The organism is Vibrio jasicida 090810c, assembly GCF_002887615.1.
In the GTDB taxonomy this organism is placed as follows: domain Bacteria; phylum Pseudomonadota; class Gammaproteobacteria; order Enterobacterales; family Vibrionaceae; genus Vibrio; species Vibrio jasicida.
The window spans coordinates 23,000-47,672 of the sequence record NZ_CP025792.1 but is presented as its reverse complement, the minus strand read 5'-3'; the positions used below and the strand labels follow the sequence as shown (position 1 = coordinate 47,672).

23 protein-coding genes are annotated in these 24,673 nt (G+C 44.7%); 12 read left to right on the top strand and 11 right to left on the bottom strand.

Features of this window, described 5'->3' with window-relative positions; genetic code table 11:
• Window positions 1-35 precede the first annotated feature (35 nt).
• The 4 genes from C1S73_RS00195 to C1S73_RS00180 all read right to left on the bottom strand — a co-directional run bounded on the left by C1S73_RS00195 (window position 36) and on the right by C1S73_RS00180 (window position 4,486).
• Window positions 36-1,076 (bottom strand): YcjF family protein, encoded by a 1,041-nt coding sequence (locus tag C1S73_RS00195; RefSeq protein ID WP_038866463.1) that lies wholly within the window; start codon window positions 1,074-1,076, stop codon window positions 36-38.
• Window positions 1,073-2,449 (bottom strand): YcjX family GTP-binding protein, encoded by a 1,377-nt coding sequence (locus C1S73_RS00190; RefSeq protein ID WP_038866462.1) that lies wholly within the window; start codon window positions 2,447-2,449, stop codon window positions 1,073-1,075. The genes C1S73_RS00195 and C1S73_RS00190 overlap by 4 nt, the downstream gene beginning before the upstream one ends.
• Window positions 2,450-2,607: 158 nt before the next feature.
• Window positions 2,608-2,793: a hypothetical protein gene (locus C1S73_RS00185; protein ID WP_009706856.1), complete on the bottom strand. Its 186-nt coding sequence runs from the start codon at window positions 2,791-2,793 to the stop codon at window positions 2,608-2,610.
• Window positions 2,794-2,968: 175 nt separating this feature from the next.
• Window positions 2,969-4,486 (bottom strand): fumarate hydratase, encoded by a 1,518-nt coding sequence (locus tag C1S73_RS00180; RefSeq protein WP_038866461.1) that lies wholly within the window; start codon window positions 4,484-4,486, stop codon window positions 2,969-2,971.
• Window positions 4,487-5,025: 539 nt separating this feature from the next.
• On the opposite strand from C1S73_RS00180, the gene pabB reads away from it, so the two are divergent.
• Window positions 5,026-6,387: an aminodeoxychorismate synthase component I gene (gene pabB, locus C1S73_RS00175; protein ID WP_102778932.1), complete on the top strand. Its 1,362-nt coding sequence runs from the start codon at window positions 5,026-5,028 to the stop codon at window positions 6,385-6,387.
• Window positions 6,388-6,463: 76 nt separating this feature from the next.
• Here the strand turns inward: pabB and C1S73_RS00170 are convergent, their stop codons facing one another.
• Entirely contained in the window at window positions 6,464-8,164 is a 1,701-nt protein-coding gene (locus tag C1S73_RS00170) for an ATP-binding protein (protein ID WP_038866458.1), read from the bottom strand.
• A gap of 6 nt (window positions 8,165-8,170) precedes the next feature.
• Window positions 8,171-8,710 (bottom strand): heme NO-binding domain-containing protein, encoded by a 540-nt coding sequence (locus tag C1S73_RS00165; protein ID WP_038866457.1) that lies wholly within the window; start codon window positions 8,708-8,710, stop codon window positions 8,171-8,173.
• Between the two features lie 116 nt (window positions 8,711-8,826).
• On the opposite strand from C1S73_RS00165, the gene C1S73_RS00160 reads away from it, so the two are divergent.
• The 5 genes from C1S73_RS00160 to C1S73_RS00140 all read left to right on the top strand — a co-directional run bounded on the left by C1S73_RS00160 (window position 8,827) and on the right by C1S73_RS00140 (window position 14,994).
• Window positions 8,827-9,426 (top strand): CoA pyrophosphatase, encoded by a 600-nt coding sequence (locus C1S73_RS00160; protein WP_038866455.1) that lies wholly within the window; start codon window positions 8,827-8,829, stop codon window positions 9,424-9,426.
• A gap of 346 nt (window positions 9,427-9,772) precedes the next feature.
• Window positions 9,773-11,026 (top strand): aromatic amino acid transport family protein, encoded by a 1,254-nt coding sequence (locus C1S73_RS00155; protein ID WP_038866453.1) that lies wholly within the window; start codon window positions 9,773-9,775, stop codon window positions 11,024-11,026.
• 97 nt (window positions 11,027-11,123) lie between these two features.
• Window positions 11,124-12,485 carry an L-serine ammonia-lyase gene (locus C1S73_RS00150; RefSeq protein WP_038866452.1) on the top strand — a complete coding sequence of 454 codons (1,362 nt, stop codon included), beginning with the start codon at window positions 11,124-11,126 and terminating at the stop codon, window positions 12,483-12,485.
• Window positions 12,486-12,703: 218 nt separating this feature from the next.
• The gene (gene tpdA, locus C1S73_RS00145; RefSeq protein ID WP_038866451.1) at window positions 12,704-14,419 is read left to right on the top strand and encodes a cyclic di-GMP phosphodiesterase TpdA; all 1,716 of its coding nucleotides are present in this window, start codon (window positions 12,704-12,706) and stop codon (window positions 14,417-14,419) included.
• Window positions 14,420-14,526: 107 nt separating this feature from the next.
• Window positions 14,527-14,994 carry a GNAT family N-acetyltransferase gene (locus tag C1S73_RS00140; RefSeq protein ID WP_038873543.1) on the top strand — a complete coding sequence of 156 codons (468 nt, stop codon included), beginning with the start codon at window positions 14,527-14,529 and terminating at the stop codon, window positions 14,992-14,994.
• A gap of 69 nt (window positions 14,995-15,063) precedes the next feature.
• Here C1S73_RS00140 and C1S73_RS27830 read toward each other — a convergent pair whose 3' ends face one another.
• Window positions 15,064-15,201 (bottom strand): hypothetical protein, encoded by a 138-nt coding sequence (locus tag C1S73_RS27830; RefSeq protein WP_164492046.1) that lies wholly within the window; start codon window positions 15,199-15,201, stop codon window positions 15,064-15,066.
• Between the two features lie 266 nt (window positions 15,202-15,467).
• On the opposite strand from C1S73_RS27830, the gene C1S73_RS00135 reads away from it, so the two are divergent.
• Window positions 15,468-16,256, top strand: a complete 789-nt coding sequence (locus C1S73_RS00135) for a response regulator transcription factor (RefSeq protein WP_038873517.1) — start codon at window positions 15,468-15,470, stop codon at window positions 16,254-16,256.
• Between the two features lie 83 nt (window positions 16,257-16,339).
• Here the strand turns inward: C1S73_RS00135 and queD are convergent, their stop codons facing one another.
• Entirely contained in the window at window positions 16,340-16,702 is a 363-nt protein-coding gene (gene queD / locus C1S73_RS00130; protein WP_038873519.1) for a 6-carboxytetrahydropterin synthase QueD, read from the bottom strand.
• A 482-nt stretch (window positions 16,703-17,184) separates the two neighbouring features.
• Between queD and C1S73_RS00125 the strand changes: the two genes are divergently transcribed.
• Together C1S73_RS00125 and asnS are read left to right on the top strand one after the other, a co-directional pair.
• A complete protein-coding gene (locus C1S73_RS00125; protein ID WP_038873522.1) occupies window positions 17,185-18,810 on the top strand; it encodes a methyl-accepting chemotaxis protein in 1,626 nt (541 codons plus the stop codon).
• A gap of 187 nt (window positions 18,811-18,997) precedes the next feature.
• Window positions 18,998-20,398 (top strand): asparagine--tRNA ligase, encoded by a 1,401-nt coding sequence (asnS, locus tag C1S73_RS00120; protein WP_038873525.1) that lies wholly within the window; start codon window positions 18,998-19,000, stop codon window positions 20,396-20,398.
• Window positions 20,399-20,490: 92 nt separating this feature from the next.
• Here asnS and C1S73_RS00115 read toward each other — a convergent pair whose 3' ends face one another.
• From C1S73_RS00115 to C1S73_RS00105, 3 genes are all read right to left on the bottom strand, one after another.
• Complete coding sequence (locus C1S73_RS00115; protein ID WP_038873527.1) at window positions 20,491-20,904, bottom strand: hypothetical protein; 414 nt, start codon at window positions 20,902-20,904, stop codon at window positions 20,491-20,493.
• A 26-nt stretch (window positions 20,905-20,930) separates the two neighbouring features.
• Window positions 20,931-21,152 (bottom strand): hypothetical protein, encoded by a 222-nt coding sequence (locus C1S73_RS00110; RefSeq protein ID WP_038873530.1) that lies wholly within the window; start codon window positions 21,150-21,152, stop codon window positions 20,931-20,933.
• 98 nt (window positions 21,153-21,250) lie between these two features.
• Window positions 21,251-22,642 (bottom strand): aminotransferase-like domain-containing protein, encoded by a 1,392-nt coding sequence (locus C1S73_RS00105; RefSeq protein WP_038873533.1) that lies wholly within the window; start codon window positions 22,640-22,642, stop codon window positions 21,251-21,253.
• Window positions 22,643-22,819: 177 nt separating this feature from the next.
• On the opposite strand from C1S73_RS00105, the gene C1S73_RS00100 reads away from it, so the two are divergent.
• From C1S73_RS00100 to C1S73_RS00090, 3 genes are all read left to right on the top strand, one after another.
• Window positions 22,820-23,050, top strand: coding sequence for a hypothetical protein (locus tag C1S73_RS00100; RefSeq protein WP_038873536.1), 231 nt, complete (start codon window positions 22,820-22,822; stop codon window positions 23,048-23,050).
• Between the two features lie 200 nt (window positions 23,051-23,250).
• Window positions 23,251-23,550: a hypothetical protein gene (locus C1S73_RS00095; protein ID WP_038873539.1), complete on the top strand. Its 300-nt coding sequence runs from the start codon at window positions 23,251-23,253 to the stop codon at window positions 23,548-23,550.
• Window positions 23,551-23,656: 106 nt separating this feature from the next.
• Window positions 23,657-24,670: an IS110 family RNA-guided transposase gene (locus tag C1S73_RS00090; RefSeq protein WP_102778931.1), complete on the top strand. Its 1,014-nt coding sequence runs from the start codon at window positions 23,657-23,659 to the stop codon at window positions 24,668-24,670.
• The last annotated feature ends 3 nt before the right edge of the window (window positions 24,671-24,673 follow it).

The following is a 24,673-nucleotide window of genomic DNA, read 5'->3' as shown; positions in this document are numbered from 1 at the left end:
CGTCAAGCAATCCTCACCGTCAAAGGTGATATTGATTACGGTTTCATCGTGATTGATGCAACTTTCGCCACCACTTCTTTACGAATAGCGCCGAGTTTCACCTGTCTCTCAGGGTACCAAGGCAGTGGGCGAAGCAATGACATGGATTTCAAACCTAAGCGTGCGGTGAGAATACCCACTCCCAAACCTTGCCCTGCTCGAGCAGACACCTTTCCTGCGAGATCCATCGACATCAAATCCATGCTCGCATCGATCGCCAGTTCACTTGCACCAGCCGCCGCCATATTCACAAAAACCGCACGAAGTAGCTTGATTCGAGATGCGTACCCAAGCTCAACGCCATAGACTTTCGAGAGATTATCGATCATTTTGAAATTACGCCACGCCACTAACAGCATGTCAGCCGCAGCTAGTGGACTAACGGCAACTAACGCGGCTGACTCTGTCGCGTGCTGTGAAACAATTTTGGTCGCGAGTTTATCTTGCTGACTGACAACCATTGAGTCGTACATTTCTAGGATTTCGGCATCGCTGTGTGCTGGATTCACGCTATTCTTCCAACGATCGAAGCCCGGATTTTCAGCAAGTACACCACTTTGCTCAGCCACTTTTTCACAAAATACTTTGCCTTTGCCAACACTTTGACTGTCGATAAGTGCCTCACTTTCTTCCTGAACGCTAAAGTGGTTGCGAAGTTTGCGTAGCTTCCATAGTTCTTTACCTAACGCTCCTAAACCAGAAGAGGCAATAGTGGAGATAAAGCCAGCCCAGCCCAATGCAAGCCAATCTGCAGTTTGCACAGCCGTGACAATCGAATCCACCGCCTGCCACCCGACCAGACCAGCAAAGGTGGCAAATAACCCTGTTGTAAGCCATTTACGCCCAGGTTTTGGACGAATCACATGTTCAAGCTGTAATTCTTGCTCGGTGTCTTCCGGTTGCTCTTCTATTTCAACAGCAACGAAAGTCTCTTTTTCCGAGAATGTCTTTTGCGCCGTAAACTCTGGCGAGACATCCTCTTCTTCACTGTGCATGACCTTTTCAGAGAAGACTTGTTTTTGTTTTAGCTCGCTCATTTCAATTTGTCTCCCAGTAGGTATTCAAGTGCTTTGTCTAGACGAATATGCTTCATCGGCTCGTCACTTTCTGATGACATAGGTCGGAAAGACGTAAAATCAAAGCCACTGTTTTGCCAATAAACAGCATTCGGAAGTTTCTTTGGTACTTCCCCAGGGAACATCGTTATCGCCTCCCCTTCTATGGTTGTCCCTTGTAGGGCTGGAACCGTTTTATCCCCCGAAGTGATAAAGCCAGATGTCGTTGCTTGAATAGAGGCAATACTCATGCAGCTCATTTCAATGTTCTCGTAAGAAGCCGTTTGCCACGCAGGATGCACCATTTGTTGCAGCAAAGAGACAAGTTGAGGGTGCTGATCTGGCGTCACATGGTCAGCCTTCGTCGCAGCGAACAGTACTTTATCGATTTTTGGCGAGAATAAGCGGCGTAAGAAGCTACTCCGACCATAACGAAAACTGTGCATGATCTGCTCAAGTGCTTGGCGCATATCATAAAAAGCTTCATCACCCGCATTTAATGGTTGCAAGCAATCCACCAGCACAATTTGGCGATCAAATGTCGCAAAGTGGTGTTTGTAGAATGCTTTCACGACCTTTTGTTGATATTCGTGAAAACGCGCTTCTAGCATCGCTAAATTGCTGCCTTTTACCGTTTTTCCTTCGGCCTCTAATCGACAGGGGAAAAATTGCAGAACAGGTGCGCCAGCAAGCTCTCCAGGCAAAACAAATCGTCCCGGCTGAACCCAGTGCAAGCCAGACGCTTTACACGCATGCAAATAATCGGTGTAAGCCTGTGAGACTCTCTCTAGCTTTTTCTCATTGACGTCCGCATTGAGGTCGACTTGGTCTAGCTCTTCTAGCCAAGCTTGAGCAAGCTCACTACGTTGCCCTTTTAACGCTTCAAATTGCGTCTGCGACCATGTCGCAAAATCCATATCAAGTAGTGGTAAGTCCAATAACCACTCGCCCGGATAGTCGATGATGTCAACGTTCAGTACCGCCGTTTTACTCAGCAGTTTTTTGGTGGTTTTATTTGGCTTGTATTTTAGAGCCAGGCGAATCTCACTGACGTCACGAGTCGGTACTGGCCATTGAGGCGGCGTTGCGTGAACTTGGTTCATCGCATCATCGTAAGCAAAACGCGGTACCATCATATTGGCTTGAGGTTCACGCTTCGCGCCAATCAAGCGCTTATCACGCGCCGCTGTCAGCAGCGGCAAGTTGTCGTGTGTTGCTGTATGCAGTAATTGATTAACCAGAGAAGTAATAAAGGCAGTTTTACCCGCACGAGACAAGCCAGTCACTGCGATTCGCACGTTAGAATCCATTCCTCGGCTGATAAAGTCATTCACTTCTTGCGTTATTCTTTTCATACTTTTTATTTATCTCATCAATTCTTGCTACGCAGTGTAATTTTATCAACCTTAATCAAAGATGAACAAAGTATTCACGACAAAATTTACCTACATCAAAAACACAAAAGCCTCTGAGAATATCAGAGGCTTAGTGATTCTATCTGCGCTAGGGCAATCTAATCGTCTTCTATCAACTTGTAGATAACGAATAGGCAGACTTCTAGAATCAGCCACAACACACAAGTGATGGTGACGTATTTTTCATCGAAGATACTGATGCCGTGAAGAATCAAGTCGTAGCCAACAAAGCTACCGATCACAACAGCAAGAACTATTTGTAGAATTTGAATAAAACGAGGCATGCCGTCTCCTAATCATGGTCAGCATAACAGTGAGATTTGTTATGCCTATAAGTTTATATTTGATTATATAGACAAAAAGTGCAGCTTTCGCTGCACTTTTGTCAAATGTTTGCTAGGTAAATCAGCACTTTGTCACATTCTCCCAATTGAGACGTTCGAATGATGACCAAGTCTCTTACGCTTCCATCTCTTGGATTTTCACTTTCCAAGTGTCAGGACCGATCTGGTGAGCGTTCGTACCATTAGAATCGACGGCAACCGTTACAGGCATATCTTCGACTTCAAACTCGTAAATCGCTTCCATACCTAGGTCTTCGAATGCTACCACGCGAGCTTTCTTGATTGCTTTCGCGACAAGGTATGCTGCGCCGCCAACGGCCATGAGGTAAACCGCTTTGTGGTTCTTGATCGACTCAACCGTCGCAGGGCCACGTTCCGCTTTACCAATCATCCCCATGATGCCGGTTTCTTCTAACATCATGTCGGTGAACTTATCCATACGTGTTGAGGTTGTTGGACCTGCAGGACCTACTGCCTCATCACCGACGGCATCAACAGGGCCAACGTAGTAAATAAACTTGTCTTTGAAATCAACACCAGCAGGTAGGCCTTCGCCACTTTCTAGCATGCCTTGAATGCGCTTATGCGCAGCATCACGACCGGTCAAGATTTTGCCTGACAGAAGAACCGTTTCACCAGTCTTCCACTCTTGGACCTCTTCTTTGGTTACTGTATCTAAGTTAACACGACGTGTATTTGCGCCCGCTTCCCAAGTAATGTCTGGCCAATCTTCTAGCTTCGGTGGCGTTAGCTCTGCTGGGCCATTGCCATCAAGCGTGAAGTGAACGTGGCGTGTTGCTGCACAGTTCGGGATCAAACACACTGGTTTTGAAGCCGCGTGCGTTGGCGCCGTTTTGATTTTTACATCAACAACAGTAGTCAAACCACCAAGGCCTTGTGCACCAATACCCAACTTGTTTACGCGATTGAAGATATCAAGGCGAAGCTCTTCTTCTGCGTTTTGAGGACCACGGTCAATCAAGTCTTGAATATCGACGTGCCCCATCAGAGATTCTTTTGCCAATACCGCAGCTTTTTCAGCGGTACCGCCGATACCAATGCCAAGCATGCCCGGTGGACACCAACCTGCGCCCATTGCTGGTAGGGTTTTCTCTACCCATTCTGCAATGTCGTCAGATGGGTTTAACATCACCATCTTGGTTTTGTTTTCAGAGCCGCCGCCTTTCGCCGCGATTTGAATTTCAACTTTATCGCCTGGCACCATGTTGATGTGCACAACAGCTGGCGTGTTGTCTTTGGTATTGATTCGCTTACCTGCTGGGTCCATCAGAACCGAAGCACGCAATGGGTTATCCGGATTTGTGTACCCCTGTCGAACGCCCTCATCCACCATTTGCTGTACTGTCATGTCGGTTGAGTCCCATTGGACGCCCATACCGATGTTCACAAAACAGGTGACGATGCCGGTGTCTTGACAGATCGGTCGGTGACCTTCAGCAGACATACGGGAGTTAATTAAGATTTGCGCAATCGCGTCTTTCGCGGCTTGGCTCTCTTCTCGATGGTAGGCTTTTTCAAGGGCTTGAACAAAGTCTAGCGGGTGGTAGTAAGAAATATACTGTAGCGCATCAGCAACACTGCTGATGACATCCTGCGTGCGTATTACCGTCATTGCATGCCTCATTATTGTTATGCTTTGCTTCCATTATTGGCTGGCTTCTTTCGTGTTTGTTGAGCTTATTGCTCTAAATGAGCTTCGTTTTATGTGAACAAATTGTCGAACGGCTGATATCGACACACGATTAAATGAAGTCGCCTTCCATATAGTAAAACCACCTCAAACCCTTGTATAGAGGTAGTTTGGCGCTATACCCAAATAACCCCCATATACAAGTTCATAGCGGCGCCACTTAGAGAACTCAGTAAGTGAATCGTTGTAAAACACTTACGAAAGTTCAAACGCAAAGCACTCTTAAAGCAGTGGCTTGCTCACGAAGGGCGAGTTGCTTTGACTCGCATACAGTGTTGACGATTCTTGATTTAGACCCACTAAAACATGCGAATCGTCGTCGCGTATGCGAACCAAATCATTCTCGCTGAATCATGTATCTAGAGATTATTTGGGTATAGTGGCGTTTATGATACTCTTGCAGCCCATGACATGCCATGCAGTGAACGAACTCTTTGTCACAATTTAAACAAATGAACAACATGGATACGCAATTGCTTGATTTTAAGGCATTGGATTACGCCGACGACCTCACCATTTCCCTATTTTCTCGTATCGAACACCAACCTTGGGCGATGCTTTTACGCTCCGCTTCTGAGACCCATATCGACAGCCGATTTGATGTGTTGGTGGCCAACCCAATCGCAACGCTAGAGACAGTCGCTGGCGATACGCAAATCAAAACAGACACGCAAGAGTACGCCTCTCAAGATGACCCGTTTTCGCTGTTAGACGAGCTTCAACAACAGCTTTTGCCAAACCTTGAGTTGGGCGCAGAGTGGGATCTGCCGTTTGTCGGCGGTGCACTTGGCTACTTCAGTTACGATTTAGGCCGTAGAGTCGAATCTATGCCGGAGTTAGCAGCCAAAGATCTACAAACACCAGATATGGCAGTTGGTCTGTATGAATGGGCTTTGGTTGTCGATCATAAGTTGAAGACCGCGATCCTTGTTGGCCAAAACACGCAAGCCGCATGGCAATGGCTAAACGAACAAGTACCTGACACGGCAGAAGGCTTTCAGCTAGAAGGTGACTGGCAATCCAACATGACTCAAGCGTCTTACGCGACACGCTTTGATAGCGTACAAGAATATCTGTTAAGCGGTGACTGTTACCAAATCAACTTGGCGCAGCGCTTTAATGCTCCTTATCAAGGAAGCGAGTGGCAAGCGTATTTAAAGCTGGAAGCGGCAAACCAAGCGCCCTTCTCAGCATTTATTCGTATGCCAAAATCTACGCTGTTGAGTATTTCTCCAGAACGATTCTTGGAACTGAAAGACAACGTTATCGAGACCAAACCAATCAAAGGCACTCGACCACGCGGTGCGGATACCCTTCAAGACCAAGCCAATGCGCAGGATTTACAAACCGCAGAGAAAGATCAGGCAGAAAACTTGATGATTGTGGACTTGCTGCGTAATGACATTGGACGTGTTGCTTCTCCAGGTAGTGTCCATGTGCCAAAGTTGTTTGATATTGAGAGCTTCCCTGCCGTTCACCATTTGGTAAGTACCATTCGAGCCAATCTAGATCCGCAATATTCCGCGGCGGATTTGCTTCGAGCTTGCTTCCCAGGCGGTTCAATCACCGGAGCACCAAAAGTACGTGCAATGCAAATCATTGAAGAGTTAGAACCGCATCGCCGCAGCGCATATTGTGGCAGTATCGGTTATATCTCGCGCCATGGTCGTATGGATACCAGCATCACAATTCGAACTCTCGTTGCAGAAAACAACAAACTGTATGCATGGGCTGGCGGCGGTGTGGTGGCTGACAGTGATTGTGCCTCGGAATATCAAGAAACCTTAGACAAGCTTTCGAAAATTCTACCAGCACTAAAGTAAAAGTTAACGTGGAAGAAACTAAACTAAAAACGGCTCTGTTGTTCTTACAGAGCCGTTTGTTTTTATTCTACTAGCGCTATTCTTTGAGCCACTTACACATCACTTGTTCGATATCTGCCGCGGTGTAGGGCTTGGTAAGGATGTCATCCATACCAGATTCGATGCACTTTTTCCTTTCTTCTAACGTCGTCCCCGCTGTGAGTGCAATAATGGGATTGTTAAAGCCATCCTCTCTTAGGTGAACCGTGGCTTCATACCCATCCATCTCTGGCATTCGACAATCCATGAATATCAATTCGTAGTCTTTGTTTTTAACGGCCTCCAACGCCTCCAAGCCGTTATTTTTTAGATCGGGTGTGATATCGAGTTTTTTAAGCATTTGAGTGACGATGACCTGATTCATCCGAATATCATCTACAACTAAAATGTTTCTTCCTGCCAACTCAATTTGTCGACCGGTTGCCTCCGACCCGGCTAAATTTGCGGGCGCTTCTCCTCGTTTAAGCGGTACCACGACTTGGAACGTTGTCCCTTTGCGTGGCTCGCTGACATAGCTGATCTGTCCTTTCATCAGATCGACAAGGTTCTTACAAATCGCCAAACCTAAACCTGACCCTTCAAAACTGCGCTTTGTAGAGCGGTCTGCTTGAACAAAAGGATCAAACAACGCTTGTTGTGCTTCTAGCGGAATACCAATGCCGGTGTCTTCTATTTCAAAATGTGCAAAGCCATTGTTCCATTCGACACGCAGCACCACACCTCCGAGTTGAGTAAACTTAATCGCATTACCGATTAGGTTAACCAAGATCTGGGTAATCCGCTCAAAATCTCCGACCAAAAACTCAGGTATCCCGAGTTTCTTATCAATAGAGAAATGAATGCGCTTCTCGGCAGCTTTAGCCGCAAATACGCCAGTTAATGCATCCTCTAGCGCTTTCCAAGCAAAAACTTTATCAATGATTTCCATCATCCCAGCGTTCATCTTACTGAAGTCGAGTAAGTCGTTGATGATGACTCTAAGTAGGTCCCCAGAATGCGTAAGATTACTCAGATACTGTTGTTGTTCATCCCCGAGGGCGGTCTTACTCAGCAGATCGGCACTGCCGAGCACACCATTTAGCGGCGTTCTTAGCTCATGGTTGATCATGGCAACGAACTCTTTGGTCGCCTTCTCGGAGGCTTCAGCACGCTTACGCAGTTCAACCTCTCGTTCTAAGCTCAAGTGGCGGCTAATAACGCCATGAACCAAGTCTGAAACCAACACCATTTGCTTAGAAATAAACTCCTGATCGACTTGATCAAGCGCAACAGAAAAGATCAACTCGCCAAGAATGTTGGCGTCTATTGTAATTGGGAGATAGAGAGCATTCCCGTTCCAACGCGGTTTATTGGCGATAGGCGCATCATGCGCTAACGCCAAATGTCCAAATTGATGCCGACGTAATGAGCTCAAACGCTCAGCTTCTAAATACAGGTAAGCCCCCGACACAACAGAGTTTGATGTCAGCTGTTCCAAGAAACTGGCAATCATGGTTTCATCGAAGGTGCTAGAAAGGAAAGTACGTCCGAACCTAATCAAGGTGGCATCGATTTGCTCTTCGAACTCAAATTTGCGCAGATCTTTCTCTGATTTCATCTCGAGCTTTTTTAGCGCCACACTTAACTGTTGGTTAGATTCATACAGTTCTAAACTCTTTTGCTCTAACAGTGATTCAGCGGCTTTACGCGACGCGACTTCTCGCTTGAGTTTCCTTTCTAATGAGGAATTTCCCGTCATATTTGGTTATTGAGCCTCCAGCCAAAAACGCACTTGGCTTCCATCTTCCGATTGATTCTGATGTTTAATTTTTATCGTTTCATTAAAGTGCTGAGCGCACCCTTGTATTAAACCGAAGCAAACATGAGCCATACAGCGCGCACTTCGATAGTCAAACACCATTTCCGATTCTGTCTCACTGATAAAGTCAAACTGCGGAGGATTTGCATCGGGATAGAGTTTCTTCACTTCCACGTGAATGAAGTCCTCTACATGGCGCACGAATTGGAACGTCGTGCTGCACTGCTGCAGGCTGGCGTGATTCGGAATCGATTTGAGTAGATTCTGGAAGACACACTCACCAAACACTTCTTGAAGCGTTTCTGGGGGGATATCAGACACTTTACTGAGATTAACGATCAACTTAACAAGGTCTCGATGGTCATAACTGCCTACTGAGGTGTAAATACCTTCGTCGTTAGATAAATCCAAAACCTGATCGAGAACCTCAAGACCAAACTTCTCTTCCACTAACTCCATGAACTCCGTGAAAATGATTCCTTTCATCGTATTCAGCTAACCTTATAGTGACGTCTTAAAATAAAGAATGGTGTATAACGCTATAAGTTTCAAATTAATATAATACGAATCCATTCGTCAGCTGACTTCTTAAGGACTCCGATTTGGTCATTGATAAAACAACATTGTTGCAAAACTTCCAATTCCATTTACCGACAGGCTATCACCAAGAGTCTTTGGGCCGATTAGCACATTTGAAAGACACCTCACTTCGTGATGCCGCAGTGTTAATTGGCTTTGTTGAGAGAAAAGAAGGGATGCAAGTGATTTTGACCAAGCGAGCCGAACATTTACGACACCATCCTGGCCAAATTAGCTTCCCAGGGGGAAAATATGAGACGGAGGATCACACTCTTGTGAATACGGCACTGCGAGAAGCCGAAGAAGAAATTGGTATTCATGAAAAGCATATAAAGGTATTTGGTCAGCTGCCAAAGCTGCCAACGATTAGCCAATTTAATGTGACACCGTTTTTGGCCTTCATTTCTCCAGACTACACAACGCAAATTGACCCCAACGAAGTTGCCTCAGTTTTTGAAGTCCCAGCCAATCATATTTTAAACCCTGAAAAGCTATACAGTTCAAAATTCAACCTAAGAAACACTAGTCATCGCGTCTTTGCCATCCCATATCAGCAGCATTTTATTTGGGGAATGACCGCACAGATCATCGAATCCATGCAAAAACACATCATTTCTAAGTAACTGCTTTATCAATATTAAGTTGACTTTAAAACCAAACATCATGTGCATCTATATTAATAAAAAGTTATTTTTCAAACATCAATTCACATTAGTTTAATTTGATTTTTATAAGGCAAACGCTTGCGGTGAGAAAAATTTATACAACAACCGCTTCAGATAAGTTTTTCTAATTTCACTCATTAGCAATTATCACGTGTAGCACGCCATTTTCGTGATAAAAAGCAGGTTTTTGACATATCATTCAATAAGCTCGAGCAATACATGATTTAGATCTAATTTTCCTAGTGCAAAATCTTGCAAAATTGCTCCCGACTTATTTCCTGTTCCCAAAATGAGTAACTCAAAAATGAATACAACTACTACTGCGGCTTCAACCGCACAATCGTCTAGTAAGTTTTCTTACAAAGACTTCACCTGGTGTTTGTCCCTATTTGGTACAGCAGTAGGTGCAGGTGTACTTTTCCTTCCAATTAAAGCAGGTGCTGGCGGTTTCTGGCCATTAGTTATCCTTGCTCTAATCGCGGCACCAATGACTTGGTTCGCACACAAATCTCTCGCTCGTTTCGTACTTTCTGCGAAAAACCCTGAAGCTGATATCACTGACACAGTAGAAGAGCACTTCGGTAAGACAGGCGCAAACCTTATTACTTTTGCATACTTCTTCGCTATCTACCCTATCGTACTTATCTACGGTGTTGGTATCACAAACACGGTTGACTCTTTCCTAGTTAACCAAATGGGTATGGAATCTATTCCTCGCTGGCTACTTTCTGGCGCGTTAATCGCTGCGATGACTGCGGGTGTAGTATTCGGTAAAGAGCTAATGCTGAAAGCAACATCAGCAATGGTTTACCCTCTAGTATTTGTCCTACTAGCACTGTCTTTCTACCTAATTCCTGATTGGAATACATCAATGATGGAAGTGTCTCCAAACTGGGGCGAAATGCCTTCAATCGTTTGGCTAGCAATTCCAATCATCGTATTCTCATTCAACCACAGCCCAATCATCTCTCAGTTCTCTAAAGAACAACGTCGTGTGTACGGTGATGACGCAGTTAAGAAGACTGACTCTATCACTGGCGGCGCAGCGATGATGCTGATGGGCTTTGTAATGTTCTTCGTATTCTCTGTAGTGCTTTCTCTATCTCCAGAGCAACTAGCAACTGCGCAAGAGCAAAACATCTCAGTTCTTTCTTACCTAGCGAACGTTCACGAATCACCACTGATCTCTTACATGGGCCCATTGGTTGCATTCGCAGCAATCACTTCTAGCTACTTCGGTCACTTCCTAGGTGCTCACGAAGGTCTAGTAGGTCTAATCAAGTCTCGCTCTGAATCTCCTAAGAGCAAGATTGAAAAAGCGTCTCTTATCTTCATCGTTGTGACGACTTGGATTGTTGCTATCGTTAACCCAAGCATCCTAGGCATGATTGAAACGATGGGTGCACCAATGATTGCAGCTATCCTATTCTTGATGCCTGTATTCGCGATGCAGAAAGTGCCAGCAATGGCGAAGTACAAAACTTCAGCACCTGTACAGATTTTCACAGCAATCTGTGGTCTTGCGGCAATTAGTTCTGTAATCTACGGCGCTCTTTAATCACTGCTCTTTTATAAAGCATGATTAATCCAAGAATATAACGATAATAAAAAGCCTCCCAACTCCCCTTGGGAGGCTTTGTTCTGAGGTAATCGATATGATTAGTGTTTTTGATATCTATAAGATCGGTGTTGGTCCTTCAAGCTCACATACTGTAGGTCCAATGAAAGCGGGTAAAGAGTTTATTGATGACCTTCGTGCGATGGGAAAACTGCGCGACATCACTAAAATCACCGTTGACGTTTATGGTTCACTATCACTGACAGGGAAAGGTCACCACACGGATATCGCCATCATCATGGGTCTTGCAGGCAACTCCCCTGAGAAAGTTGATATCGACTCTATTCCGGGCTTCATCGCTCGAGTAGAAGAAACTGAACGCCTTCCTGTTGGCATGCACTGTCACACAGTATCGTTCCCGAAAGACGGTGGTATGAACTTCCATACTACTAACCTTGAGCTACATGAAAACGGCATGCAGATCCACGCGTGGATCGAAGACGAAAAAGTGTACTCAAAGACTTACTACTCTATCGGTGGCGGCTTCATCGTTGATGAAGAAAACTTCGGTAAAGAGATTGAGAACCCAATCAAGGTTCCTTACGAATACACGACAGCAGAAGAGCTCGTTAACCAGTGTAAAGAAAGTGGTCTTTCTATTAGTGCACTTGTGATGAAAAACGAACACTCTCTGCACTCTGATGAAGAGACTCGTACATACTTCGCGAACATCTGGCGCACCATGCGCGAATGTATGGATCGTGGTATGAACGAAGAAGGTATTCTGCCTGGTCCACTACGCGTACCTCGTCGTGCAGCAGCACTTCGTCAGCAACTGCTTACTTCTGAAAAAACAACAAACGATCCAATGTCGGTTGTTGACTGGGTAAACATGTTCGCTTTCGCAGTAAACGAAGAGAACGCAGCAGGTGGTCGTGTTGTGACAGCACCAACAAACGGCGCATGTGGCATCATCCCTGCGGTACTGGCTTACTACGACAAGTTCATCCAAACCGTGACTGAAAAAGATTACATCCGTTACTTCGCCGCTTCTGGCGCGATCGGTGGTCTTTACAAACGCAACGCGTCTATCTCTGGCGCAGAAGTTGGCTGTCAGGGTGAAGTTGGCGTGGCATGTTCTATGGCAGCAGCAGGCCTTGCTGAACTTATGGGTGGTAGCCCTGAGCAAGTATGTATGGCTGCAGAAATCGCAATGGAGCACAACCTAGGTCTAACGTGTGACCCTGTTGCTGGTCAGGTACAGGTTCCGTGTATCGAGCGTAACGGTATCGCGGCAGTAAAAGCGATCAACTCAACTCGTATGGCACTGCGTCGCTCATCTGCACCGACAGTTTCTCTAGATAAGGTTATCGAAACTATGCTAGAGACAGGTAAAGACATGAACGCAAAATACCGTGAGACATCTCAAGGCGGCCTAGCAGTAAAAGTTATCTGCTAATCTCCCAACCTCTCCCATCAGAAGCCCGAGCAACTCGCTCGGGCTTTTTTTCGCCTAAAGATCTTTCCCCATGTAAAATCTCTCTGGATTGAGCTTTATAAAAAAATCTAAAATTGTCACTATATCCAGAAGTTTAGGATATGCCCGTAGAAGGTCACATACCTGCTATCTCAATATTGATAACGTATTCAAAAATTAATCCTGGAGCGCTTTAACACATGATTAGGTTTGAACTTGGAAACCAAATCTGCGTTTGCTTGTCCGAAAAAGAACTTTCATTACAGCTCAATAACTCCATCCACTCTTCTATTCCCGTAAGCAGAATCGAATACTTAATCCTTAGCACCATTGCCGCTTTTGGGAGCTTAAACGCGCCTATTAGCCAGAGGAAAATCGAAAAGAAGTTGTCAGCGCAACATCACTTGATGTTGCCGGAAAATGGATTTAAGAACGCTGTTGCGTCCATAAGGAAAAAGTTCAGGCAACTAACAAAGAATCATATAGAGACCCAAAAGTCTCTCATCGAAAACATTCACCGAAAGGGATATTTTGTGCCATACGATAGCCAACACGCACAAAAAGATGGGCTTCTTCAACAAGCGAGAATCCACCAGCAAGCCGTTCATAGCGTAAGAATGGCCGCTGCTATTTGCTTACGTAGTAGAGCGCTATACCTGAATTTGTTGTGCTTTATTGGCTTTACCATCGCGCTGTATATTGCCATTTGTTTTTACAGCATCGGGACGATTGTTAAGCAAAACTATTTTGATGACGCAATGAACTTCGCACAAGATCTCGCTCAACAGAGTTGTTTTGGGCATGAAGACCAATTAAAAGGCTTATTTGATAATGTTCAATTAGTCGAGTCAGCATTGATGATCGACAAGCACAACATTCGCTGTCTAGTCACGCCAGAAGCAGTGGTCCCAGTGAACAAAAAAGACAGAGAAAGCTGGTTAAACAACGAAAGCTACACAACCCATTCGTTTTTATTTAACGGTGCACAAGTCCTCGTCAGAGTAAAAAACGTGAATGTATCAAATAGCTTTGAGAGCCATATGTCTCGCATGTTTTTGTCTGGCATGAAAGTGTGTACCAATACTGGCACAGCGCTAGAAATTGGCGATACCAACGGGCAATCGTTCTTGTATAACGTCAACGAAAACGGTTACAAAGAGGTGTATTACGTAAAAGGGCCTATTAGTAGCATCCTTGTTTTGAGCTTTATTCTAATGCTTGCCTTTAGACATAACAAACTTCGCTCATTAGCCACTTACCTTTGGGCTATCCGTCAGTTCAATCTCAAACTTGAACCTATCCACAACACATCAAATCGACAGAATATCCACTATGAAGTCCTATCGCGCTTTAAGGTTAAAAACACTCAAAAGTTTATTGAGTCATTAATCGCCAATGGATTTCTAATCAATCATACCTTATTGGTCATCAGGCTCGTGTATGGCAAATCAAAATCCTTACTCGCTCCTCTGAGTATCAACGTGTGCCCTTCTCTACTGGAAAAGCGTAATTTCACACGCTTGTATCGCTTATTGGCTCAATTGGACTGTTCACTTCTGACGATTGAAATCACAGAAAATGCGTCGATGTACTACACGCTGGAGATCTTCAATAACATCAACAAGCTCAAAGCCATCGGGTGCAAAATCAGCATTGATGATTTCGGGACTGGTAACAACAATGTCGAGCTCATCAGTCAAATTACGCCAAGTTATCTCAAGATTGACCGTTTGTTTGTTATCAACCTGAAGCAAGACGACAAAAAAGTAGAGACGTTACGTCAGCTTATTGCGATGGGACACACATACCACTGTGCAGTCATCGTGGAAGGTGTGGAGACCGCAGAATGTGCCCATTTACTAACCACACTTGGTGCGCACATTCATCAAGGCTTTTATTATCCGCTTTGCCGCTAGCGATCTCTATTTAATAGCAAAATCCACACAGAACCAGATTGCGTCCTTTTAATGTCCACAACTATAATGGCGGTATTGTGTTTACCGCCTCTGAACAGATTCAGACCATGATCGCCATTAAACCTGCCAAGCTGAAAGATTTTGCCAGCTTGATGCAACTGGAAGTGCAAGAAGATCAAAAAGGATTTTTTAAGCCATTTGAACAGGCTTACCAGCAACGTAGTAAGTCAGAGGTGTTTTATACCATCTTTCATGACTATCTTATTGTCGGATATTTAGTGATAGACAAAGCCTTCGCCCAACACGCTCCCTTCGCCAAACGCCATGAATTGGGTTTAAGCTATCTTATGGTCGATAAGCGCTTTCAACAGCAAGGAATTGGAAAAGCAACGCTACAAAAACTGATGATCTATGGCTACGCAATTGACACTGAAAGCAGCTCTGTGTGTGCGACAGTATCTAGTAGTAATGACATTGGAATTAGATTGTTTGAATCGGCAGGGTTCGATAACACCCAAAAGACAATTTATGAAGAGAGTGGAAAAGCGCTGATCTTGCGTCATTCTCTGAACTGATAGATTAGGCATCGATGTTATTTATGTTGTAAAGGCAGGGTAATTAGCACACCTGCCTTCCTCTCAAAATCATACCGTTACGACTTCAGCTTGCCAGCCGTAACCGGTGTACTCCTTTGCTAACTCTTCTGCAACAAACGCAGACACCACTACTTCAACCCATTTACCATACGCCCCTGCACGGTAGCGAAGCTTCATCATTTTCATTGTTACCCCTCCGGATGGCGATAAAATTAGCCAAATTTGAAACAGCTGCTCGCCAAAAACCTATACTTAAAGTCTGTGTATCTGCCTATAAAGGTGTAATATTTAGGTTTAGAATAGATCTTCCCCCCACCCATTCACCAAATAGAAAGCATGTGCGTTATTCCAAGAAGTTCGAAATAAAGCACCGACATTTTGCAAAATCTGATAGTCAGAATGTAGAGTAAAATTACTGCATTTATAAAATTCATTCCGTACGAGTCGTTTTAATGGACAGTGAGATAGGTAAGACAATAGAAGCTGAAACTTTTGAAGCGCTTATGATGAGGCAAGCAACATCACTTACCTCCTCTGAAGCAGACAAGTGCGAAGTCAAACTTCGCGAATTCATGACGGAAGCCATGAACTGGTTCGAAATCGATCGAATGACCATGTTTCCCAACTCAATGCTGTTTTTCAACCAAGGGAAAACGCTTGCTGTCGCACGTCCACCACATAAAGTCGTCACAGCAGAGCAAGTCGGCATAGAAGACGCCGAGAGGTACCTTCGTCTTATCGGTAACTCGGAACAAACTCAGATTTTCAACCGAGCTTCGCTTGAAAGTAGTGATGTGGCATTACTAAGAATGCTGGCAGCACAAGGCGCATGTTGCCATTACACCATCCCACTGAGTCAGTTTGGTCAACGCTGGGGTGGCGTTTCATTTACTATTTTTGGCGAAAATCGTTGTGGTTTGAATGACGCCCAATTGAATCAAGTCACATTTCTTTCGCAAGTTTGGCTTTCTTATTGGCAGCACTCTAAGTTGCATCGCAGCTTACACAAGCCAGACATGAAGACGAGTAATGAGAACAACAAAATGTTAAGACTAAGTCGTCGTCAATGTGATGTCCTCGGGCACATAGCCAACGGCTTGTCTGCAAAACAAATCGCGATAGCGCTTAATTTGAGTCCACGAACGATTGAGTCTCACAAATACCGGTTGATGGACATGCTGGAATTAGAAACTCATTCTGAGTTAGTCCAATTCGCCCTACGAAACGGAATTGGGTACTGACCTCTTTTGTCTCTGATTTCAGGCTAACAAAAGAAAAAGGCAAGCCGATTAGCTTGCCTTTATTATCTGTGTACAGAACGAAATTATTCGCCTTTGTAGATACAACCTGCGGTACAAGTTTCTTTGATCTCAACTTTACTCAGTAGTGGCAAACTCGGCTTAAGCTCTTGCCAAATCCACTTCGCGAGTACTTCACTTGTTGGGTTTTCTAGACCTTCGATATCATTCAAGTAGTAATGATCCAAACGGTCGTAAGTTGGTTTGAATGCCGCTTTGATTTCTGAAAAATCAATCACCCAACCTGTATGCGGGTCAACTTCACCCTCTACATAAAGACGAACTAAGAAAGAGTGTCCGTGCAAACGACCACACTTGTGACCTTCCGGTACGTGCGGCAGGTGATGTGCTGCTTCGAACATAAACTCTTTGTATAATTCTGTTTTCATCTTGATTCTCAGGCTTTAAAAAGACACGCAATACTAAGGAATTCACCCTTTAATGACAACCTTTATCAATAACATGAGAAAGAGGAAAACGATTCACTGATTCAGAATGATTAACTGATAAAAAACGGCAACCTCCAAGCATCTTGAAGATTGCCAAATCTGGAGATTCCAGAAAAATGGTTAGGAAACTGAAGTAGGGTCATACATACCCCAAACTTCCCTACTTTAACGACTCTAAGAGTACAAAAAGAGATTACACGACCTCGGGTTAACAACCGGTTAAACAAGAAAGAATAATTGAAATTTAGATCCCCCCTTCGTCTAAAAATTGGCGCAGCGCCAATCCATTGATTACACCCTACTTACATCACATTTACATAACCCTACGTTGTTTAGGGTCACATTCATTCGCCCTATCCATCGCTCATACCACGCTAAGCCCTTAATATTGTGGAATTCGTTCCAATTACACTTATAAAAATATGCGCTCAACGATTACCTTCAAACTGTTACTGGCACTGATAGTTGTCTTCACTTGTGTGTTAGCTGCATCGACTGGCTATCAATACTTTCAACAAAAGACACTTATTAATGACGTGCTGAGTGAACAACTACACGATAAGGCAAGCAACTACTTCGATAGCCTAAATATGATGATGCTCACCGGTACGATGCCGCAAAAAGAAACCCTACGACAAAAAGCGCTCGCTCAAGAAGGCATAGAGCAAGTGCGCGTACTTCGTGCTGATACAGTCTCTAAATTTTACGGCGCTGGCGATGCGAATCAAAAACCGATAGATGACATTGACCAGAGAGCATTAAACGGTGAGTTGGTGATTGAGCCTTTCAGTGCGGATTGGGGGAAAGGCTTGGTGGTTGCACTGCCGATGAAATCAAGCGAAAACTATCGTGGTACGAATTGTGTGTCTTGCCATATTGCCCCAGAAGGCGAAGTGTTAGGTGCAATCCGCTTGGAATACAACATGAGCCATGTGAATTCTCTTATCAATAAACAAGCCATGTTTGCGATGGGTATCATGTCAGTTATCGCGTTTGTGGGCTTTTTAATTACCATGGGATTGATTCGTAGAATCATCGTTAGGCCAATACAAATGACGTCGCGTTTTATGTCGAATGTCAGTGCGAGCAAGGATCTATCCATACGTTTAGAGCATAAGCAAAAAGACGAAGTTGGACAGTTATCGGATTCTATCAATTCCTTTATGGATACGGTCTCGCAAAGCTTGGACAAAGTTCAGGAAACATCGCATTCACTGGCGGGGTCCGCCGGACGCTTAACCGACGTTGCTCAATCTACCGATGAAGCGGCAGACAACCAGCAAGTAGAAACCAATGAAGTGCAAACCAATATCACTGACATGCTGCAACAACAAAGTGTCGTAGAACAAGCGACCGTTGATGCAACAACGTTGGTCAACCATACCGTTGATGTCGCAACCGCCAGTGCTGGTCAAGCGCACCATGTAAGTGAAGACATCAAGAACCTAGTGACCGATATCGACAAGGTGCGCGAGAAGATCACAACATTGAATCAACAAACCGCAGAAGTATCATCCATCCTGGGTGTCATCAAAGGTATTGCGGAACAAACCAACCTACTGGCTCTCAATGCCGCAATTGAAGCAGCTCGTGCAGGTGACCAAGGCCGTGGATTTGCGGTTGTCGCAGATGAAGTCCGTAACCTTGCTTCTCGGACAGCGCAAGCGACCAGCAATATAGAAAGCATCATCGTGCAATTTCAACAAGGCAGTGAAGAGTCGCTCACTTCGGTAGATAATGTGTGCCAGTTTGCTCATCAGCGTTCCGTCGATGTCGAAGCGCTCTCCGAAACCATGCGCGATGTAGTAGACGAAATGCATCAAGTTTTGAGACATGCAGAAAACATTCAACATCAAACACAAACGACGTCAGAGGTGAGCAAACACATTCAGTTGAAAGTCGACACCATCACAAGACACGCGAATGAAACTTCGCAATCTGCATCTCACACACGTGACATCAGCGTTGATTTGGAGCAGCTTTCGGAACGTCTAGAGCTATTACTTAACCAATTTACGCTGTCTGAGGAACAAAGGGCGAGTAAATAAGAAATTTCTCCCCTCCAAATTGAATATAAAGGTTGAAGCTGACGAATTGACAGGTAATATGTCCCGATGAATCTGTAAAATTCTATCCAATTCAACGCTTCGCTCGTTTTTTAAACAAAGCCGTTTAAAGCAAGCAATGTAGTAAGTGTTGAGTTGAATTTTTACCTCAATGGAGAATATTTCAAACATGACTTACGCGCCTGTATCAGACGTTTTGAAAGGTCAGCTAGCAGTAGACAGTGAAGTAACTGTTCGTGGCTGGATCCGTTCACGTCGTGATTCCAAAGCTGGAATCTCTTTCCTTGCCATTTATGACGGCTCTTGTTTCGACCCGATTCAGGCCGTGGTCCCTAATAATCTTAATAATTACGACGACGAAGTACTTAAGCTAACCACTGGCTGCTCTGTTGAAGTAACTGGTAAGATTGTTGCCTCTCCTGCGAAAGGCCAAGACTTCGAACTAGCCGCTACTAACGTTAAAGTAGTTGGTTGGGTTGAAGATGCTGACACTTACCCAATGGCAAAAACTCGTCACTCTATCGAGTACCTACGTGAAGTGGCGCACCTACGTCCGCGCACAAACGTAATCGGTGCGGTAGCACGTGTACGTAACTGCCTATCTCAAGCAATCCACCGCTTCTACCATGAGCAAGGTTACTTTTGGGTATCTGCGCCGTTGATTACAGCTTCAGATGCAGAAGGTGCTGGTGAAATGTTCCGCGTATCTACGCTAGACATGGAAAACCTACCTCGTACTGACGCTGGTAAAGTGGACTACAACGAAGACTTCTTCGGTAAAGAGACGTTCCTAACCGTATCTGGCCAGCTAAACGCTGAAGCTTACGCTTGTGCACTAAGTAAAGTTTACACGTTCGGCCCAACTTTCCGCGCTGAAAACTCAAACACCAGCCGCCACCTAGCGGAATTCTGGATGGTTGAACCTGAAGTTGCGTTCGCAGAACTGGATGACGTAGCGAAACTGGCTGAAGACATGCTGAAATTCGTGTTCAAAGCGGTTCTTGCTGAGTGTCGTGATGACCTTGAGTTCTTTGCTCAACGCATCGACAAAGAAGCAATCACGCGTCTAGAGCAATTCGTATCTTCTGACTTTGCACAAGTAGACTACACTGACGCAATCCAGATCCTTCTTGATTCAGGTCGTGAATTCGAATTCCCAGTTGAATGGGGTATCGATATGTCTTCTGAGCACGAGCGTTTCCTTGCGGAAGAGCACTTCAAAGCGCCAGTAATCGTGAAGAACTACCCGAAAGACATCAAAGCATTCTACATGCGTGCTAACGATGACGGTAAGACGGTAGCTGCAATGGACGTACTAGCACCGGGTATCGGTGAGATCATCGGTGGTTCTCAGCGTGAAGAGCGTCTAGACATCCTAGACGAGCGCATGCGTGAAGTGGGTATCGACCCAGAGCACATGAGCTGGTACCGCGACCTGCGTAAATACGGCACAGTGCCACACGCTGGCTTTGGTCTAGGCTTTGAGCGTTTAGTCTCTTACGTGACTGGTATGGGCAACGTACGTGACGTTATCCCGTTCCCACGTACACCTCGCTCTGCGAACTTCTAATCACCACCGAGTGATACAGAATTAAAAAGACCTCCCATGTGGAGGTCTTTTATTTTGTCGCGGATCTCACAGATAGGTTCCGTTGCCAACTACTATAAATTCAACTTAACGCTCATCACACTGGCTGATTCTGTCACTGTCGGGTTGTTGTTCTCGTCATTGACCACCGTATGCTGATAAACACCACCAATCAAAATAGGTTTTTCAATCTCTTTTTGTTTGATCAACAATGACGTACTAATTTGATTTGTTGCATGCTGAGTCTTACTAGACTTAATCACCAAGACATCTAACTGGTAGTCAGGGTGAAGTTTCCGTACCAAGCCAGATAAATCGATACGCTCTTTATCATTATCGACATGAGCCTCGAAATGATTATCGGCTTGTATCTCCGCAGTCAATTTTGAGTGATCATAGACTAGGGTAACCGACTTAGGTTCTACATCTTGTTTCGCTGAGCACCCAAAGGCGATCATAGATAACGCAAGCAACCATGCACTCTTCATTCTCTCTTCCTAAATTTTTCATGATTTTACTGCTCTCCATCCCCTTCTCTATCTGCATGTTCTGCGTACTTAACGCCCAACACACATAAGCCAAACATAATGAAAGGGATCACGGCCGCGGTGTACTCTGTCCAAGCCATATGCGAGAAAGACTTCGCCAAAATAAGGTGCGCAAATACCAACAGAAATGCGCTAAAAATAGCAACAGCTATCAATCTTACTTCATGTTTTACCAACTGTTTTTTCATTGTCACTCCAATATTGCAATTACTCTACAATCGATTGAAGCACATGACCGGTAAACCGCTTTAGTACAGTTAGGCCAAAAAAACGTTAAACAGTTCCTTTAGTGAAGTAAGTCACCCAATTTGCATATAGCCTGTTTTAGGTTTTCATCAACAGGCAGCGAGGTGTTCAGCCTTAGATAGTCTTGATACTGGTCATCAACAGAGAAAAGCTTGCCATACGCCACCGTCACGTTATTAGAGATGAGAGCTTGGTAAATGGCCTTACCATTCAAACTTGGAGGTAATTTAAGCCACATGAAGTACCCGCCTTGAGGAAGACAATAGTCAACGGACTTAGGTAAGTATTTATCTATTAAAGCCACAAACCTTGTTTGGCGTAACTGTAATTCTTTGCGCAGCTTTCTAAGATGATTGTCATAGCTGTCATTTTGCAGATAGTGCGCCACGCCTTGTTGAATAGGAGCACTGCCCGACAAGGTCGACATGAGTTGAAGTTTTTGAATCGGCTCGTTAAAGCGTTTATTTACTACCCAACCTAACCGATAACCAGGGCATAAGCTTTTCGAAAATGAACCGCAATGCAGCACTCGCTCCTGAGTATCAAACGATTTTAAAGGCGCAGGTTTCGTCTCTGAAAAATACAACTCTGAATAAACATCATCCTCTACTACATACACATCGTAACGATTTGCCAACTCAACGATTCCTTGCTTTTGCAAGTCATTAAGGGAAGTTCCGGTCGGATTATGGAAATTGGTCATTAGCCAACAAGCACGCACATCATGATTGGCAAACACAGCCTCTATTTGCTCAAGCGAATGACCATCCTTAGCATCCACACGGACTGTTATCGCGTTTAAGCCCAATCGCTCGATCGCTTGAAGAGCCCCATAGAAAGTCGGAGTTTCAATTACAACCGTATCACCAGGTCGAGTCACTGCATGAAGGCTCAAATTTAGCGCTTCCATCGCGCCAGAGGTAATGACAATATCGTCATGACTCAACACAAGTCCCTGCTGAATATAACGCTGTGCAATTAAACGGCGTAACGATTCACTGCCTGGAGGAAGATTATCAAGTAGTGTCTCTGGCCCCATTTTGCGGCCTGAACTGGCTAGGTTGCGGTTAAGCGCATCCAGAGGAAACAACGTCGGATCAGGAAATGCCGATCCAAGCTTAATACTCTCTGGCGCAGACTGGTGTTTAAGGAACTCATACAACTCATCGTTTACCGAAGTGCGATAGAGACTCTTATCTAGGTCATTCGGTTCTAAACGTTCCAGTTCCGCCGTAACAAAATAGCCAGACTGAGGTTTAGCGCTCACCCAACCTTGCGCCTCTAGCAGTTGATACGCCTGTAAGACCGTCCCTGCACTAACATTGTGATTACGGCTGGTGACACGCACTGAAGGGAGCTTCTCCCCTGCTCTCCATGTATTTTGCTGAATTTGAATTTTGAACAATTCAGCGAGTTGGCGGTATCGGTTCATGTTTCCCTCATTCATCACTACCGAGGCACCTTAGCATACTTCACGCCCGCAATCCGATATCACCACTATCAAAGTCGTAACGTAATTAATCAATCTTAGTGATACCAATTCGCTATACGAAATGAGAATTTATGTTCCATACTTTCAAAGGCATGAAAATCAACACGGGAGGAAATGATGAAAATGTTTACGATGGATGACCTCTCATACCGAGGTGTACACCAAGGCGTTCATAGCTGGGATCACCCAGAAGGAAGTAACCCATATTATTGGCATCCAGATTGGCTACATATTGCAGAAGATGCACTCGGAGTCCACCCAAAAGCGGACTTAGACGTTCCAATTGGTGAAACGGCGACTGAAGAACACGCTAAAGCGGCTATCATCAAGCATCTGAATGGTCAGTAAACTGAGCTAAGCACCTAATTTAAATAGGGTTACTATCAGAAAAAGTACGTTAACTGACCTGAATGAGAGCTGTGCAGCGGAATCGATTATTTATCAACAAGATTAATAGATAGTTGTCACATTATTTTCGATGACATCTGTTACATTTATAGAGTAATGGTGATGCACACCTCAACTCATGACTATGAGAGACGATAATAATGACTAAGTACAACGAAAACGACATCCAATACAAAGGCGAAACCAACGGTGTTCATGCATGGAGCACACCATCAGGTCAACCTTATTACTGGCACCCAGATTGGTTGCACGTGGCTGAAGACGCAACGGGTTCTCACCCTAAGCAAAAAATTGAAGTTGAAACATCAGAAGCGCCGACTGAAAAACATGCGTTAAAAGCTATTCTAAAACACATGAATGACTGGGCAACAGGCAAACTGTCTTCTAACCCAGACATCGAAACCAACGCTGTAGAATCAGAAATGAATCTGAAGAAGTAAACTTAGCGATTCCTGATAGAGCCTCGCATTGACGGGGCTAATTATATGGTCCGCCTCACTCTCAAGCCCTACGCTTAGAGTAGGCTCTCAGAACGAGGTGAACCATATGTCTACCATTCACATCTTAGGTATCGATTTAGGCAAGCACTGCTTTCATGCGGTTGGCAACAATCACACTGGCAAAGACGTTATTCGCCGTAAGTTTAGTCGAAGCCAACTACTCCGTTTCTTATCTGTACTTGAACCTACCATCATCGCTTTTGAAGCCTGTGGTGGTGCTCACTGGCTTGCGAGAAAGTGTGAAGCCTATGGGCATCGAGTTCGACTTATCCCGCCTCAATATGTAAAACCTTACGTCAAAGGTAATAAGAACGACTTTATTGATGCGGCTGCGATAGCAGAAGCAGCGAGTCGACCAAGCATGAGATTTGTCTCTGCCAAGTCAGAGGAAGCTCAGGTAATCGCAGCTATCCATCGAGTGAGGGATGGTTATATCAAAGAACGAACGGCTTGTATGAGCCGAATTGGAGCAATACTACTTGAGTTTGGGCTGAGTTTTCCTAAAGGCCATGCCAAGATGAAAGCGCTATTTCAGTGGTTGGCCGAGCAAGATATAAAACTACCACCAAGCCTGGTCGCTGAGTTGCTCTCGATTCATGAGCACTATAAATACCTAAATGAGCAAGTATCTACTCAAGATAGAAAACTGAAAGCGATTACTGAAAATAATGAAAATGCTGAACTTTTGAAGAGTATTCCTGGTATTGGTGATTTAACAGCAACGTTGTGTGTAGCCAATATCAGTTCTCCTTCAAACTTTGGTGGAGGTCGCGAGATGGCTGCATGGCTAGGACTCGTTCCAAGGCAGTATTCAACGGGTGGCAAATCAAAGCTATTAGGCATGAGTAAACGAGGGAACAAACACCTTCGTGCTCTATTTATACATGGAGCGAGGTCCGTGCTATCTAGGATAGAAACAACAGGAAAAGTGTTTGGAGATTGGTTAGTCAATTTACGAGCAACAAAGCCGTTTAATGTAGTGGTAGTCGCACTTGCCAATAAGCTAGCAAGAATAGCTTGGGCGGTGTTGTACCACCGCCAAGCTTTTAAGGCTGTATAGCCA